The sequence below is a fragment of the Sphingomonas sp. genome, assembly GCF_051962185.1.
Lineage (GTDB): Bacteria > Pseudomonadota > Alphaproteobacteria > Sphingomonadales > Sphingomonadaceae > Sphingomonas.
In genome coordinates this window covers 1-15,880 of the sequence record NZ_JBQCCN010000336.1, presented here as the reverse complement: position 1 = coordinate 15,880, position 15,880 = coordinate 1, and the positions used below count along the sequence as shown (strand labels likewise).

The following is a 15,880-nucleotide window of genomic DNA, read 5'->3' as shown; positions in this document are numbered from 1 at the left end:
AGGCTGGCCTCGCCGATCGCCATTTCCTCGAACGCAACGCCCTCGCCCACTGCGGCGCGGACGACCGCGATCGTCGCCTCGGTGATCTCCGGCCCGATCCCGTCGCCGGGCAGCACCAACAGCCGCGTCATCGGCCGACCGCTTTCATCGCCACTTTCTCCCGTTGTTCGTTGGCGCGCGCGGCTTTTCGCGCCCGCTCGCGCCGCGTGCGCGAATACCAGAGCCACAATCCGCTCGCGGCCATGCCGACCAGGCTGAGCGCGGCGAACATCATGATCGCCTGCGTCAGCGTGCCGCCCCACAGGCCGGTATGCACGGTGTAGAGCCAGTCGAGGAACTCGGCGCCGCCGGACTGCGTGCCGGCGACATAATGCGCGAGCTCGCGGCCGTCGTAGCGATTGTAATAGACCTGCGTGGTACCGTCCGCGCGAATGGTGCGATTGCTGTCGAGGAACACCGCGACCACGCGCCCGCCGCTCGAGAAGCGCAACTGGCGGAACGCCGTGTCGCCATAGCTCGCCCTGGCGTGCGCGATCAGCGGATCGATCGCCACCATCTTGCCGCCATCGATCTTGGCGACCTTGGGCGACGGCCGGCTTTCGGTCTTCACTACCAGGTTCATCCCGCCGCGAACCTGTTCCTTCCACACCATCAGCACGCCGGTCGTCGCCGACACCAGCAGCACCAGTCCAATGCCGCCGCCGACCGCACGGTGCAGCGTACGCCAGCGCAGGTCGTTGCTGCCGTCGAGTTTGAGCCGGAATCCCTGCTTCAGCCGCTTGCGGCCGGGCCACCAGAACGACAGGCCGAACACGATCAGCACGAACAGCGAGAGCCCCTCGAACCCGATCAGCGTCTCGCCGATCGGGCCCGACAGCAATTGCTCGTGAATGTTGAAGATGAATTCGAGCGGCCAGGCGGTCATCGTGCCGTCGTGGACGACACGCCCGTCGAACGGATCGATCGCGGTCAGCCAGCGCGCCTTCCTGATCGTCGATTTGAAGATCACCGCCTGGTTGGCGGCATCGGGCCATTCGGCGCGCTGCAGATCGGCGTCGGGATGCGCGCGATGGAAAGCGTCGAGCAGCGCCTGCACCGGCAACCGCTCGGCGCGCGCCGGCACCACCAGCGCGGGCATGACGACCGGCTCGAGCGCATCGCGGAACGCCATGACCGCGCCGGTCAGGCCCTGGATCATGAGGAACAATCCGACCGTCAGGCCGAGCCAGCGGTGGAGCTTCAGATAAGTGGGTTTCTTGATCACGCTCGCCCGCAAGAAAGAGAGTCGGCCTCGGGGGATCGCCCCGCCGGCCCGTCGACGCAGCGATAGCAAATTTTGGACTATTGGCAACCAAAATACAAAATCATTGACGCTTCCCGGGGCGAGCGGTAACCGTTGGCGACGTTCCACCCCTCGTTTCCGGACCTTTCGTGGCCTCACCTTTTCCGTCTGTTGCCTCCCAATTTCCCGATGGCCTGCGCCGCGGTTCGCCGTCGAGCGCGCGGGTCGATTCGCGCGAGATCCTGGGGTTCATCGACGATGTCGAGGCGGCGGGGCTGGAGCTGCACGATGTGATGTTGTGGCGCGACGGATTGGTGGTCGCGGAGGGCTGGCACTGGCCGTACAGCGGCGACCGGCTGCGCATGACGCATTCGATGACCAAGAGCATCACCGCCTGCGCGATCGGCATGCTGGTCGATGCCGGCAAGCTGGCGCTCGACCAGAAGGTCGCCCCGCTGTTCCCCGAAGTCGAGATCGATCCCGACAGCCCGGCGGCGCGGATGACGGTCGAGGATCTGCTGACGATGCGATCGGGCCAGGGCACCGAAGTGTCTGGCTCGATCTGGCGCGGCATCGCGACGAGCTGGATCGCCGAATTCTTCCGCATCCCGTTCGATCACGAGCCGGGCACGACCTATGTCTATTCGAGCGCGGCGAGTTACATGCTGTCGGCGATCGTCACGCGCGTGACCGGCGAGACCTGTTTCGATTTCCTCAAACCCCGGCTGTTCGATCCGCTGGGTATCGCCAACATCCGCTGGGATGTCGGCCCCGACGGCATCAACCCGGGCGGCAACGGCATCAGCTTCACCACCGCCGACGGGCTCAAGATCGGCATCCTCCATGCCCAGAAGGGGCTGTGGCAGGGACAGCGCATCTTGTCGGAATGGTGGGTCGACCAGGCGACGCGGATCCATGCCGGCGAGCCGGGCGACCAATATGGCTATCATTGGGTGGTCGGCGACGGCTATTTCGCGATGCTCGGGGTGTTCGTGCAGATGGTCCGGGTGTTCCCGGGATCGAACGCGGTGCTCGCGTTCAACAGCGCGATGGACGAGAGCCGGGTCGTGCTGCCGCACCTCAATCGCCATTTCCCGGCGGCGTTCGTGGGCGGCACCGATGCCGCCGCCGACGCCGCATTGGCCGAACGCCTGACCGGGTGGAGCAAGCGCCCCGACTTCGTCTCGCTCGCGCCGGCCAATGAAGCAACCTTCGCCGGCCGCTGGGACGTGGCGCCGAACGACAAGGGATTGACCGGGATCGAGTTCGACTTCGGCCCCGAAGAGGCATGCGTCACGTTGCGCGACGGGGAAGGCGCGCATCGCGTCACCGCCGGTCGCGACGGCTGGGCGCTGGCGCCGACCTATTTGCCGGGCGCGGACATGCATCACGGCTATCGCATGGAAGACATGCCGGTCGCGGCCGGTGTGCGCTGGATCGCCGACAACCAGCTCGAATTGGTGGTCCATTATCTCGAAGCCGCGTTCCGCGACACGTTCGTTTTCACGGTCGATCGCGACCGGCTGGTGATGGAGCGCTCGGTCAACATCAATTCCGGCGCGCGGGCGTGGCCGACGCTGACGGCGGTGCGAGCGGAGTGATTTCCGTAAATCTCCTCTCCCTTTGGGAGAGGAAGGGACCCGCTCGGCGCAGCCGAGTGGGAAGGTGAGGGCAGGTTTGGAAACCTGACGCTGCCCTCACCCTTCCGCTGCCTCCGGCAGCTCCCTCCCTCTCCCAAAGGGAGAGGGAGACAATCCCCTACGGCACCAAGGTCGGCTTGGTCGACGGTTCCCACACGTCGCTGCTGGTTGCGACCAGGTCCTTCATGTTGCGCCACGTCCGGCGCCCCGGGATGGTCGACTGGCCGAGCACGACCGCGCGGGCGTAAGCGATGATGCCGTCCTGGACGCGCTCCTTTTCTTCCGCCGGCCAGGTCTCCCAGGCGTGCGGGCCGCGCACCACGACGAGGTCCTTGAGACCGTGGATCCGCTCGTACGAGGCGATCTCGCCCTCCAGCCCGTCGGCATAGCACCATAATCCGCGAGCGAAGAACGCGCTCGGCCATTTGCTCATGCCGGCCAAAATCGCCGAGCTCGGGAAGAAGACGATGTTATTTTCTTCCTCGATCCCGCCGATGAACAGGCCGCGATCGCGGCCCGGGCCACGGCCGTCGTCCTTGGGGCTGGTCTCGGATTCGAGATAGCCGACGCCGCTCGAGAAATCGGCGACCAGGATCGCGCCCTTGACGTGAGGGTCGCGGCGCGGCGCGGTGCAGGCGATCTTGGGCAGATCGTAGCTGCAATCCTTGTCGAAATTGATCGTCATCGCCCAGCCGCTCGCCATCGTGCCGCGCGAACTGCCCATGAAGAACACCGGCAGGCCGGCGCCCGAGGGGCCGCCATAGGCCGCCGCCGCCGCTTCCGCGCCGATGGTCAGCTTACCATCGGGGCCGAGCGCGCGCATGCCATCGCCGGTCCGGAGAGCCGCGACGATGTCGAGCAGGTCGTGGCCCTGCTGCAGCGTATTGGTGTCGCTATAGCCGCCCGAGATGCCGACGCCGCGGCGGTCCATCGCCAGCACGTCGAACCCGGCCTGATGCAGGCGATACCAGGCCTGACGCCAATAGCGCTCGCCCTGGACGCCGGTCCCGCCCTTTGGCCAGTCGTCGTCGGGGATGGTCACGCCGGTCTTGGGATCGACCTTGTAGGCGACGTCTCTGGGATCATCGAGCGCGGTGACGCGGTCGCCGCCGCCGCCGTTCATGATGATCAGCGCGCGCTTGCGCCCGCCCTTGCCGTCGTCGATGCCGGCGCCGCGAATGTACCAGCCGCGGATCTTGATATCGCCGGTCATCTTCATGCGGATGCGTTCATAGGCTTCGACCGGCGCGGTGAATTCGACGACATACGTGTCGCGATCGGCCGCCGCGATCGGCTCGTTATACGGCGCGCGGGCGAAGAAGGCCGGCCGGCGCACTTGGCTCAGATCGGTATCGCCGCCCTTCTCGTCGATCTTGCCGAGCAGGTAGCGGCCATGCGGGTCCTTGAGGCCATATTCCTTGTTCGGCGGATGGCGCTTGAGCACCTGGTCGTAGACGCGCTTGCGGCATTTCTTGTCGTGCTTGCACTTTTCCCAGCGCTCGCGGAGCTTCCGGTCGGTGAAATTGGCCACGTAGAAATCGCCGCGATAGCCCTTGGGCTTGTGCGCGCGCACCGTGGTGAAGGGAATGCAGGTCCGGGGTCCCGCCTTGGTCGGCAGGATATAGCCCGGCAGCTTCATGTCGCGATCGTAAGCGACATAAGCGGTGCAGTCGGTCGGCGGGAACATCGCGGCGTCGAGCCGCAGCGGCTTGTGGTCCTTAGCGGCGGCGGGGGTGGCGCAGGCCGCCGCCCCCAAGATCGCAAGCAACGCGACGACCCATTTCCTCATTCATTCTCTCCAGTCTTTATCGTCTGTTATCGGGGTAGATCGGCGAACCGCGCGGGCAGTTCGAAGCCGTGAGCGAAGCGGTCACCGGGCTCGGCGACGAATTCGGACCGCGCCGCGTAATAGGATCGCCCGGCGACGCGAACGCGCGATACCGCGCCGCCCGCGCGCTGCTCGTGCCGCGCCAGCGAGCCGGTGAAGCCTTCGCCCGAGACGCCGCGGATCTCGCATTGCTGCCCGACCGCCATCTCGCCGCGTGCGGCCGCCAGCGCGATCCGCGCGGTCACCCCGCTGCCGGTCGGCGAGCGGTCGATCTGTCCTTCGGCGAAGATGCAGAGATTGTAGCTGGGGCGACCGCCATGGGCGCCGAGCGGCACGTCGTCGGTCAGGATGGTGCCATAGAGCAAGGAGAGCTCGGGCTCGCTCGGGTGCTCGATCGCAATCTCCGCGCGGACCGCGTCGGTGATCGCCACGCCCGCCGCGACCAGGTCGGCCAATTGCGTGTCCATCAGCGGCAGACCGAGCCGCGAGGCGGGTAGGATCGCGTAATAAGCGCCGCCGAACGCAATATCGAAACCGACGCGGCCGAAGCCGGGCACGTCGACCTGCCGGTCGAGATGGCTGGCGAAGGACTCGACGCTCTCGAACGCCACGAGCGGGGTTCCGCCGTCGGCCGCCGCCTCCACCTCGACCTGCACCACCCCGCATGGTGCCTCGAGCCCGAAGCGCGCGCGGCCGTCGACCATCGCCACGCGCCCGGTGTCGACCGCCCAGCGGCCGATCGCGATCGTTGCGTGGCCGCACATCGTGCTGTAACCTTCCTGGTGCGTGAACAGCACTGCCAGGTCGGCGTCGGGATGGCACGGCGCGGTCGGGATGACGCCGTACATGCCGGCGTGCCCGCGCGGTTCGAGCATCAGCATCCGGCGGAGATCGTCGAACCGATCGAGCGCATCGCGGCGCTTCTCCAGGATCGTCGCGCCGACCAGATCGGGATAGCCGCGTTCGACGATCCGCACGGGCTCTCCGGCCGTATGCAGGTCGACGACATGGAGGATGCGGGCCTCAGCCACGATCGGTCTTTCCGAAAGACGGCGTCGAACGACGCGCGTGAACCAGCGCGGCCGCCGCGAGATCGGCAAGCGCGGTACCGACCGATTTGAGGATGGTGATCTCCTCCGCCGCGCCGCGCCCGGCGACGCGGCCCGCGCACAGGTCGGCGAGCGATCCGATGACATCGTCCGGCGTGATGATTCCGTTTGCGATCGGCCCGGTCAGGTCGCCCGTCTCGGTCAGCGCGGCGCGCGTGTCGACATAGATCCGACCGCGCGCGAAGCAGGCGTCGTCGGCCTCGCGCATCTCCGGCGTGAAGCTGCCGATCAAGTCGAGATGCGTGCCGGGAGCAAGCCATTCTCCCTGGATGATCGGCGCGGTCGATGGCGTGGCGCAGGTGACGATGTCGGCCTCCCGAGCCGCCGTTTCGAGCGACCTCGTCGCCTCAGCGTCGAAGCCTTGCTTCCGCAACTCCGCCGCGAGCCGCTCCGCCTTGGCGACGTCGCGATTCCATATCGCGACCTGGCGGATCGGGCGAACCGCGGCGTAGGCCAGCGCGGCGAGCGCGGCGATCTTTCCCGCGCCGACGACGAGCAATCTGCTCGCGTCCCGGCGCGCGAGAAATGTGGCCGCCAGCGCCGACGCCGCGATGGTCCGGCGTGCGGTAATCTCGTTGCCGTCGAGCAATGCCAATGGCGCGCCGGTCGCGGCGTCCGCGAGCAGGTAGGTGCTGTGGACGCTCGGCACGCCGCGCGTATTATTGGCGGGATGGATGGTGGCGATCTTGGTGCCGAGCAGATCGGCGTTCCACGCCGGCATCAGCAACAGGACGCCATCGCCTTCGGGATGATGGATATGGTGATGGTGTCGCCCCGGAACTGTCGCATCGCCGGCAAACGCGGTCCGGAGCGCGGGGATCAGGGCATCGAACGGCAAGGCGCGGCGCGTTTCCGCCGCGCCGACCACGACAATGGCGCCGCGTTCCGCGCCTTTTTCCTCTCCAGCCTTGCGGTCGCCCAATAGCATCGTCGCCGTCGCTCCCGATCACGCGGCAACTTTGTCCTATTGAATTTAAAAATACAACAGCTTTATCTAGGTTGGCGTGTCGTGCCGCGAACCTCGATCGTCATGCCGGGCTCGTTCCGGCATCCGACCAACCGCGTCGGATTCCATGGAGGCTCGATCTTTTCCGTGACCCTCGTTGGACCCGGAACAAGTCCGGGGTGACGTTCGCTGCACGCCACCGTTCCGCGGAGTATGCTGGCTAGACCGTCGCCTCGACGTCGCGCGCCATCACCAGATGCGCCTTCATCAGATCGTGCGCCTTCTGGTTATCGCCAGCCTCGATCGCATCCATGATCTCGAGATGCTCGTCGATCGAATCGACCACGCGCTCGGCGCCGTTGATCCACTGGATGTTCATGAACGAGCGCAGCTTGTTCTGGCGCTGCACCGCGTCGAGCAAATAGCGATTGCCCGAACAGCGCGCGAGCCCTTCGTGGAAGTCGGCGTTGATCGCGAACAATTCGACCGCCAGCGTGTCGCGCCACTTGCGCTTGCGAAAGGCGAGATGCTCGGCACGGCTGCGGTCGAGCCAGTCGCGGTCGAGCTCGAAAGTGGATTCGAGCAGTCCTGCCGGCTCGACAACGGCGCGGAAGGCGTAGCTGTCGGCGCGCGCGCGGCCCGAATTGATCGGCAAGGTGAACGACCAGCCGTTGCCCGGCTTGCGCTCGACCAGCCCCAATTCCGCAAGCTGGCGCAGCACGCGCACCACTGTCGGCAATTTGGCGTCGAACAGCCGCGCGACCTCGAGCTGGCTGCACTGATCGGGCATCCGCCCCTGGTTGCGCGCCTCGGCGATGGCGATGAAGAGCCGCTGGTCCTCCTCATCCTCGGGATTGGCGACCTCGATGTCGGGCGCCTCGGTGATCGGCCCGCGCAGCACATAGCCGCGATTGGCGCGCGCCTCGACCGCGCCCTGGTCGGCGAGCAATTTGAGCGCGCCGCGAACCGGCGTCCGCGACACGTCGAAATGGCGGCAGAGATCGAGTTCGACGAGGTGATGGCCGGGCCCCGCGCCTTGTTCCTTGAGCATCCGGAGGATCCGCGCGGCGAGGTCCGCCTGCAGCCGACTGGCGCGTGGCGGCGCCTTGTCGCTGTCCATTTTCCGCGCTGCCGCTCCCGCCATTTTCCCTCGATCTTTCACAAATTCAGCCGATCCCATGGATTACACTTTCGCGCTCAAGGATGCAAAAGGAAGCACGGCGCTCGATCGGCCGCCCTGCCACCGGCCGGAGCCGTAAGAATTGGATTTGTTTTTTTAAATTCAATAGTGCAATAACAATGTTCGAAACTCGCTCCGGGAGCCCGGAATGCGCACGCTTCTCGTCTGTATCGGCGCCGTCCTGTTGATCGCCGCCGACCGCCCCTTGATACCCTGTCCGTTGCGTGAAGCGACAACGCCCGGCGGCGCGATCGGGTACCGCGATTGCGGGCGCGGCGATCCGGTCATGATCATCCCCGGCGGACCGGGCCTCGATGCCGCTTATGTCGACGGCCTCGCCCGGATGGTGACCGCATCGGGGCATCGCGCGATCGTGATCGAGCCGCGCGGTACCGGCGCCTCGCGCGCCGCGATCGGCGACGGCAGCCGTCTGACCGTCGCCGGCAGCGTCGCCGATGTCGAGGCGGTGCGCGCTGCCGCCGGGATCGGCCGGATCACGATCCTCGGCCATTCGTTCGGCGGCGCGGTCGCCCAGGCCTATGCCGCCGCCCATCCCGACCATGTTGCCGCGCTGATGCTGATGGATTCGGTCGGCCCCGAGATGAAATCCGCGGTCCAGCTCGACGGCTGGCGGCGACGGCTGACGCCCGACGACCTGGCGCGATACGACGCGGCGCGGGCCGGCGGCGACCGGATCGCCGCGATGAAGATCAAGTTCCGCGCGAGCTTCTATCACCCCGCACGCGGCACGGCCTTCATCGATAGCCTGACCAACGACCGGATCCATCTCGACGTCATGCGGCTGTCAGATTCCTATCAGCGGGACTATCGCATCGCGCTCGCCACCGCCCGCTTCCCGGTGATGATCCTGGCCGGCGATATCGACTGGATCAGGGGCAATGAGCCGGCGCTCACCGCAACCTATCCGCGGGCGCGGCTGATGGTCATCCCGCATGCCGGGCATTTTCCCTGGGTGGATGCGCCCGCGGCGACACGCCGTATCCTCGATCGCGCGCTCCGCCGGCCGCTGGACGCCGGGATTCGCAAAAAAGGCCGGAACGGCGAACCGCTCCGGCCCTGAAGGGACGAGGGAGCGTGGTGCTCCGCCCCTCGCCGCTGACGATCATTGGCGGTCCGCCGTGGGAACGGACGGCATCGCGTTGCTTCCCGCCACTGGCAATCGCGCGCGATCGACGACTAAGCCGCGATGCATCACCATCGCGATGTCCTCGGTGGCGTCGATATCCTTGCAAGGATCGCTGTTGAGCAGCACGAGATCGGCGATCTTGCCCGGTGCGATGCTGCCGAGCTCTCGGTCCTGACCCAGGAAAGTCGCCGCGTTGAACGTGGCGATCCGGATGATCTGGAGCGGCGACAGCCCGGCCTGACGGAGCAATTGCATCTCGCGATGCGACGACGCGCCCGAGGCGAGGTCGGTGCCGAGCGCGGCCACGCCGCCGGCGCGGACGATCCGGACGATGTTGCGCATCTCCGTCGGCAGCATCCGCTCGCGCCACGCCGCGACCGGCATGCGCAGGAACTGGTCGCGCTGTCGCGTGCGCAAGCGGGTTCGCTCGGCGTCGGTCAGGACCAAGGCGTAATCGGGCCGGTCGAGAAATTCGGGGTGCCGCATCAGCCGGCCATATTGGTCGGCGACCGCCAGCGTCGTCGCGAACGGAATGCGCCGTCCCGCGACCAGCCGGACGAAGTCGTCACTCTCGGCTTCGGCCCAGACCGGATGCGCCAGCCCGTCGGCCCCGGCGGCGATCGCGTTGCGCGCATCCGATTCGCGCGCGACGTGCACCACCACCCGCAATCCATGGCGATGCTCGTCGTCGACGATCGCGCGCATGACTTGGGTGGAAAGCTCGTTGGCGGAGCTCTGCCCGCCGAAGCCGCCGCCGTCCTCGACCATCTTGATCAGGTCGGGATGCTCTTCGGCGCGATGCCGCGCGAGCAGCAGCGGATCGGCGGAGCTGACGGGAATGCCGATATCGATGTTCCGTCCGCCGGGCGCGGTGAACAGGCGCCCGACGATCAGCACCCGCGCAGAGACACGCGGGTCGGCGTCGCGCAGGAGCTGGACCGTGCCGGGGAGATTGCCGAGGTCGGCGACGGTGGTGAAGCCCAATGCGAGATAGCCCGCCAGCGTGGCCCGCGCGGCGGCGAGGTCCATGCTGTGCTTCTTGCCGTCCGGCCCGGTATCGCGGAGGTGGATATGCGCGTCGATCATGCCGGGCATGAGATATTTGCCGCGGCCGTCGATGATCCTGGCCTTGCCGATCGGCAGCCGCGCCCCGCCGATCGCGACGATCCGTTCGCCGTCGATCAGCACGGTGCGATGCGCGACTCCCGGGCGCCCGGTCCCGTCGATGACCGTGACGTCGCGGATAGCGTAGCTATCGGCCATGGCCGGCGACAAGCCCAGCGAGAGCGCCGCAAGCGCGGCACCATATTTCCCGCCCCGCCGTATCGATCGCATCGCTTTCATCGCCTTCGTCATCTCCGGTCGGCCCCCTACGGGCGCGCGAAGTGAAAACAAAAAAGACCGGAAGCGCATGGCGCTCCCGGTCTCATGGTCTTCGTCAAATGCCCCTCAATATTGGAAGGCGAGCGAGAATTTGACCGTGCTCGGGAGCGATTCCGCGAGCGCGCCGGCGCCGACTGCCGCCCAATAGCGCTTGTTGGTGATGTTCTGGCCGTTGACTCGGGCGATGAGCTTGTGGCCACCCAGCTTGAACTCGTACGAGGCGCCGATGTCGAAGGGTGTATAGGGATCGGTAAACGCCGTGTTGGTGTCGTCGACCGCCTGTTTGCCGGTGTGGAACGCCCCGGCCGATACCTTCAGGCTCGGCGTCAACCACGACAAAGTATATTCGCCCGACAGCGACCAGCTGACATCCGGAGTCCCACCCGGGACGGTGTGCAGCGACGCCGCATTGGCAGCCTGGAAGGTCCGGGCCTTGAGCAGCATCAGCGTGGCGTTGACCGCCAGGTCCCTGGTCAGGTAACCGCCCACGCTGCCCTCGAACCCGCGATAGGTCTGGGTCGCATCGCCGAAACCATGCAGCAGACCGGTCGACGGGTCGATACGTTCGTTATACGCACCCTCTCGCTTGATATCGAAATAAGCGAGCTGAATGAGCAGGTTCTTACGTGGCTGCAGCTTGAGGCCCGCCTCGTAGAGCGTGCTCGAGATCGGCGGGAAGACGGTCTGCGCATTGTCGACGTTATTCGACGCGATCGCATTCTCTTCCAGGCCCTGGATATAGGTGCCGTAGACGCTCGCCCATTCTGCCGGCTTGACGATCACGCCGCCCGACACCGCGGTCGGCTTCACTTCGTACGGCGCCTTGGTGCTGAGATTGGTCGAACCGTCATTGGTATAATCCGTGACGCGCACGCCGCCGGTCAGGTGGACGATGTTCTTGAAGCTCAGATCGTCGAACGCATAGAGGCCCTTGTCGTCGATCGTCGACGGGATCGGGCGCGTACCCAGCACGGCATTGGGGTTGGGGACGATGATCGGATTGAGGAAATTGTCCGCCGGGATCACCGTCCGCGGCGTTGCCGGCGAACCCGCCAGGCTGCGCAGCGATCGAGAAGCGCCCAGCAGGACGCTGTTGGTGATGTCCCCGGTCGTGATCTTGCCATGCACCTCCACCGCGTAGCTGATATTCTCATAGCCAGCGGTCTGAATCCGGGTGCCGAACCGGACCACGCCCGCACCGAAGGTCGGGCTGCCAGGCGTCACCGACGCATTGTAGGCGTTGATCTGCGCCTGGGTGTTCAACGCCGTTATGTTGGCGGGCACGAAACCGGGGTTGTAGCGGAAGCGGTTCAGGTGCGAACGGCCCCAGTACGCGGTGACGTCCCAGTCCTTGGTGAACTTCCACACGCCCTTGAACAGCATGTTGAGCTCTTCGGTGCGGTTATTGTCCCAGTCGAGCCCGCCGATATTCTTGCTCGGGTCGAGATAGGCGAGCGGCGGAAGCTTGGTCGCGCCGTTCGGGATGATGAAGGTCGCCGGCTCGACGATACTGCGCTTGAACCATTCGAGATCGGCCGACAGCGTCAGTTTCGAGGTCGGCTTCACGTCGAACGTGCCCGACGCCAGATAGCGGTCGCCCTTGGCGAAGGTGATGCCGGTATCCTGGTGCGCGGCGACGCCGTTGATGCGGAAGCCGAAGATGCCGAACGTGTCGCCGACGTCGAGATGGCCGCCATAGCCGCCATTGGCATCACCGAACGCGCGCACGCCGACGTAAAGCTCCGGGGTCGCCCGCTTCATCACGAAATTGACGATGCCCGAGGGCGGCGAGAAGCCGTAATAGATCGCCGAGGCGCCCTTCAGGATCTCGACGCGATCCTTGTCCTCGAGCGGGAAAGCGGTCGACGACAGGATGTTGAGCGTGCCGTCGAGCTTGTAGCTCGACCGCGTGTCGACGGTGATGCCGCGGATCGTGAGGTTGTTGTAGCTCGCCGGGCCGACGCCCGACGACGACACGCCGGCGGTGTTGCGCACCGCGTCGATCAGGTCGACCGCCTGCTGCGACTTGAGCAAGGCGTCAGGAATGACCGATACGGTCATCGGGATGTCGAGGATCTTGGCGTTGCGGAAGCTGCCCGATTGCGCGGTGTCGGTGCCGAACTGGTTGTTGCGCTCGCCGGTGACGACGATGTCCTCTTGGGGCTGGCCGGCATTGGAGGATTGCGGATCGGCAGCTTGCCCGTTCGTCGGCGGTGCATCGGTCGACTGAGCGAACGCGACGCCCGGCATGGCGCACGATACCAGGACCGACGTTCCCAACAGCAAAACACGCGAAAGCTTCATGCTCGTCTCACTCCCCTGGCTCGGCGCCCAAGCGCCCTGCTCACCGACCTCTTCGTGTCAGATTCGTGTATTTTCAGTATCAATAATGTTTAATTGTATTTTGTAAAGCCGAAAATACACACTATCCGTGCGCGGCCAGCGTCTCGGTCAGCGCGAGCGCCGGTGAGGCGGCCAGCAACCGCCGGGTGTAGTCATGCTCGGGCGCGGCGAACACCATGTCGGTCGGCCCTTGCTCGACGATCCGCCCGCGTTCGAGGACGATGACGCGATCGGCGATCTGCTCGACCACGGCAAGGTCGTGGGTGATGAACAGGCAGGCAAAGCCGCGGTCGCGCTGCAGCCGCTGGAGCAAGGTCAGCACCTGGAGCTGGATGGTGACGTCGAGCGCCGACACCGGCTCGTCGGCGACCACCAAACGAGGCTGCGAGACAATGGCGCGCGCGATCGCGACACGCTGGCGTTGCCCGCCCGACATCTGGTGCGGGCGGCGCTGCTCGAACCCGGCGAGCCCGACATCGTCCAGGGTCGCGCGCACGCGCTCGCGCCGCTCGGCCGCGCTCACTCCGGGGACGTGACGCAACGCGGCGCCGACGATCTCGCCGATCCGGAGATGCGGCGGCAGTGACGAGAAAGGATCCTGGAACACCAGTTGCGCATCGCGGCGAAAGGCGCGCTCGCCGGCGCGGCCGAGCGTCGCGATGTCGTTGCCGTCGAACAGGATGCGGCCGCCGGCCAGCGGCTTCAGTCCCAAGGCGGCGCGGCCCAGCGTGGTCTTGCCCGACCCGCTCGCCCCGACCAGAGCGACGATCTCGCCCTCGCGAACGTCGAGCGTGACGTCGTCGATCACCCGCTTCGGGGCGCCCGCACGGAGCAGCCCCGGCTTGCCGGGATAATCGACCCGCGCATTCTCGATCCGAAGCAGCGTCGCCGCATCGGCGGGAATCGCGGCGCGCGCGCCGTCCTTGCGCGGCAGCGAGCCGACCAATTTGGCGGTATAGGGATGTTTGGGTCGCGCCAGCACCTCGGCGGTCACGCCTTCTTCGACCAGCACGCCCTTTTCGAGCACGATCACGCGATCGGTATATTCGGCGACCAGCCCGAGATCGTGGGTGATGAGCAGCAGCGCGGTGCCCATCTCGCGAGTCAGCGCGACCATCAATTGCAGCACCTCGCGCTGGCTGAGCGTGTCGAGCGCCGTGGTCGGCTCGTCGGCGATCAGCAGCCTGGGCTGGAGCAGCAGCACCGAGGCGAGCATGATCCGCTGCCGCATGCCGCCGGAGAATTCGTGCGGATAGCGCGCCAGACAGGTTTCCGGATCGGCGATCTGCACCCGCGCCAGCATGTCGATGCTGCGCCGCCGGACCTCGGCATCGTCGAGCCCGCGATGGAGCTTGAGCCCCTCCCCCAATTGCACGCCGATCGGCAGGGCCGGGTTGAGCGAGGTCATCGGCTCCTGGAACACCAACCCGACTCCGGCGCCGCGCACCGCGCGCAAGCTATGGTCGCCGAGCGCGGTCAGTTCGCGTCCCTCGAAACGGATCGCCCCCGACACGCGGCGCAGTCCCGGCGCGAGCAGCCCGGGAATGGCGCGCGTCGCCAGCGTCTTGCCGCTGCCCGATTCGCCGACTATCGCCAGGCGCTCGCCGGCGGCGACGGCGAAGCTCAATCCCTCGAGCAACACCCGGTCGCCCGCCTCGATCCGGAGACCTTCGATGGTAAGAAGCGGCTCGGCCATCAATTGTCTCGCGGGTCGAGGCGATCGCGCAGCGCGTCGCCGAGCATGTTGATGCCGAGCAAGGTCGCGACGATGCACAGGCCGGGCGCGATGCTGAGCCAGCTCGCGGCGTACATATAGGGTCGCGCCGAAGACAGCATGTTGCCCCAGGTCGGCAAGGGCGGCGGCACGCCGACGCCGAGGAAGCTCAACGCGCTTTCCGACAGCACCACCCAGCCGAACAGGCTGGTCGCCAGCACCAGGATCGGCGGCAAAGCGTTGGGCAGCACGTAGCGCCACATCGTGTAGAGCGCGCTGTCGCCCGCGACCTTCGACGCCTCGACATATTCACGTTCGCGGATCGAAATGACCGAGCCGCGCACCACGCGGATCGTCGCGGGAAGATAAGCGACGGCGAGCGCGATGACGATGCTGCTCTGGCTCGATCCCAGCACCGCGATCAGCGCGAGCGCCAGCAGGATGCCGGGAAAGGCGAGCAGGGCGTCGCTGAAGGTCATCAGCACGCGCTCGGTCCAGCCGCGCAGGAAGCCGACCACCAGGCCCAGCGCGGTCCCGGCGACGATCGAGATCGCCACCGTCTCGATCGCGATCAGCGAGCTGATCCTGGCGCCGAGCATCGCGCGCGAGGCGACGTCGCGGCCGAACTCGTCGGTGCCGAGCCAATGCGCCAGCGACGGCGCCGCCACCGTATGGTCGAGGTCGATAGCCAGCGGATCATAGGGCAGCCAGACGAAGCCGAGCAGCACCACGCCGAGCAACAGCGCGACCAGCCCGAAGCCGAGCAAGGAATGCATCGAGCGCTTCATTCGACGGTCACGCGCGGATCGAACAGCGGATAGAGCAGGTCGACGATCAGGTTGACGACGACATAGATGATCGCGGTGAACAACAGGCAGCCCTGCACCACCGGATAATCGCGGCTGAGCACGCCGGTCACCATCAACCGCCCGAGCCCGGGCAAGGTGAACACCGTTTCGATCACCGCGATGCCGCCGAACAGCCGGCCGAGCGTCAGCCCAACCAAGGTCAGGGTCGGCGCGAAGGCATTGGGGAAGACGTGGCGCGCCAGCACCGTCCGCTCGCTCAGCCCCTTGGCCCGGGCATGGGTGACGTAATCGAGCCGCAACACGTCGATCGCGCTCGACCGCATCATCCGGATCAGCACACCGCTTTCGGAGATCGTCAGCGTCGCGATCGGCAGGATCAGGAACAGCATCGCGCCCCACGGGTCCTCCGAGAACGGCACGTACCCGACCACCGGCAGCCAGTGCAGCCACACGCCGAACACCAGCAGCAGCAACAGCCCGAGCCAGAAGCTCGGCACCG

At 66.6% G+C, this 15,880-nt stretch carries 12 protein-coding genes; 2 read left to right on the top strand and 10 right to left on the bottom strand.

The window, feature by feature from the left end:
- Positions 1-127: 127 nt before the first annotated feature.
- Positions 128-1,264 carry a PepSY-associated TM helix domain-containing protein gene (locus ACTHJR_RS20495; protein ID WP_440525275.1) on the bottom strand — a complete coding sequence of 379 codons (1,137 nt, stop codon included), beginning with the start codon at positions 1,262-1,264 and terminating at the stop codon, positions 128-130.
- Positions 1,265-1,431: 167 nt separating this feature from the next.
- On the opposite strand from ACTHJR_RS20495, the gene ACTHJR_RS20490 reads away from it, so the two are divergent.
- Positions 1,432-2,883, top strand: a complete 1,452-nt coding sequence (locus tag ACTHJR_RS20490) for a serine hydrolase domain-containing protein (RefSeq protein WP_440525274.1) — start codon at positions 1,432-1,434, stop codon at positions 2,881-2,883.
- Positions 2,884-3,040: 157 nt separating this feature from the next.
- Here ACTHJR_RS20490 and ACTHJR_RS20485 read toward each other — a convergent pair whose 3' ends face one another.
- From ACTHJR_RS20485 to ACTHJR_RS20470, 4 genes are all read right to left on the bottom strand, one after another.
- Entirely contained in the window at positions 3,041-4,711 is a 1,671-nt protein-coding gene (locus ACTHJR_RS20485) for a hypothetical protein (RefSeq protein WP_440525273.1), read from the bottom strand.
- Between the two features lie 26 nt (positions 4,712-4,737).
- Positions 4,738-5,781 carry a proline racemase family protein gene (locus ACTHJR_RS20480; protein ID WP_440525272.1) on the bottom strand — a complete coding sequence of 348 codons (1,044 nt, stop codon included), beginning with the start codon at positions 5,779-5,781 and terminating at the stop codon, positions 4,738-4,740.
- The gene (locus tag ACTHJR_RS20475; protein WP_440525271.1) at positions 5,774-6,781 is read right to left on the bottom strand and encodes an ornithine cyclodeaminase family protein; all 1,008 of its coding nucleotides are present in this window, start codon (positions 6,779-6,781) and stop codon (positions 5,774-5,776) included. Before ACTHJR_RS20475 ends, ACTHJR_RS20480 begins: the two co-directional genes overlap by 8 nt.
- A 244-nt stretch (positions 6,782-7,025) precedes the next feature.
- Positions 7,026-7,925, bottom strand: a complete 900-nt coding sequence (locus tag ACTHJR_RS20470; protein WP_440525270.1) for an FCD domain-containing protein — start codon at positions 7,923-7,925, stop codon at positions 7,026-7,028.
- 208 nt (positions 7,926-8,133) lie between these two features.
- Between ACTHJR_RS20470 and ACTHJR_RS20465 the strand changes: the two genes are divergently transcribed.
- Positions 8,134-9,066 (top strand): alpha/beta hydrolase, encoded by a 933-nt coding sequence (locus ACTHJR_RS20465; RefSeq protein ID WP_440525269.1) that lies wholly within the window; start codon positions 8,134-8,136, stop codon positions 9,064-9,066.
- 42 nt (positions 9,067-9,108) lie between these two features.
- Here ACTHJR_RS20465 and ACTHJR_RS20460 read toward each other — a convergent pair whose 3' ends face one another.
- The 5 genes from ACTHJR_RS20460 to ACTHJR_RS20440 form a co-directional block, all read right to left on the bottom strand.
- Positions 9,109-10,395, bottom strand: a complete 1,287-nt coding sequence (locus ACTHJR_RS20460) for an amidohydrolase family protein (RefSeq protein ID WP_440525268.1) — start codon at positions 10,393-10,395, stop codon at positions 9,109-9,111.
- A gap of 186 nt (positions 10,396-10,581) precedes the next feature.
- Complete coding sequence (locus tag ACTHJR_RS20455; protein WP_440525267.1) at positions 10,582-12,819, bottom strand: TonB-dependent siderophore receptor; 2,238 nt, start codon at positions 12,817-12,819, stop codon at positions 10,582-10,584.
- Positions 12,820-12,940: 121 nt separating this feature from the next.
- Complete coding sequence (locus ACTHJR_RS20450) at positions 12,941-14,554, bottom strand: dipeptide ABC transporter ATP-binding protein (RefSeq protein ID WP_440525266.1); 1,614 nt, start codon at positions 14,552-14,554, stop codon at positions 12,941-12,943.
- Positions 14,554-15,360, bottom strand: coding sequence for an ABC transporter permease (locus ACTHJR_RS20445; RefSeq protein WP_440525265.1), 807 nt, complete (start codon positions 15,358-15,360; stop codon positions 14,554-14,556). Before ACTHJR_RS20445 ends, ACTHJR_RS20450 begins: the two co-directional genes overlap by 1 nt.
- On the bottom strand, positions 15,357-15,880 hold a 524-nt coding region (locus tag ACTHJR_RS20440; RefSeq protein WP_440525264.1), incomplete at its 5' end, for an ABC transporter permease. The genes ACTHJR_RS20445 and ACTHJR_RS20440, both read right to left, overlap by 4 nt.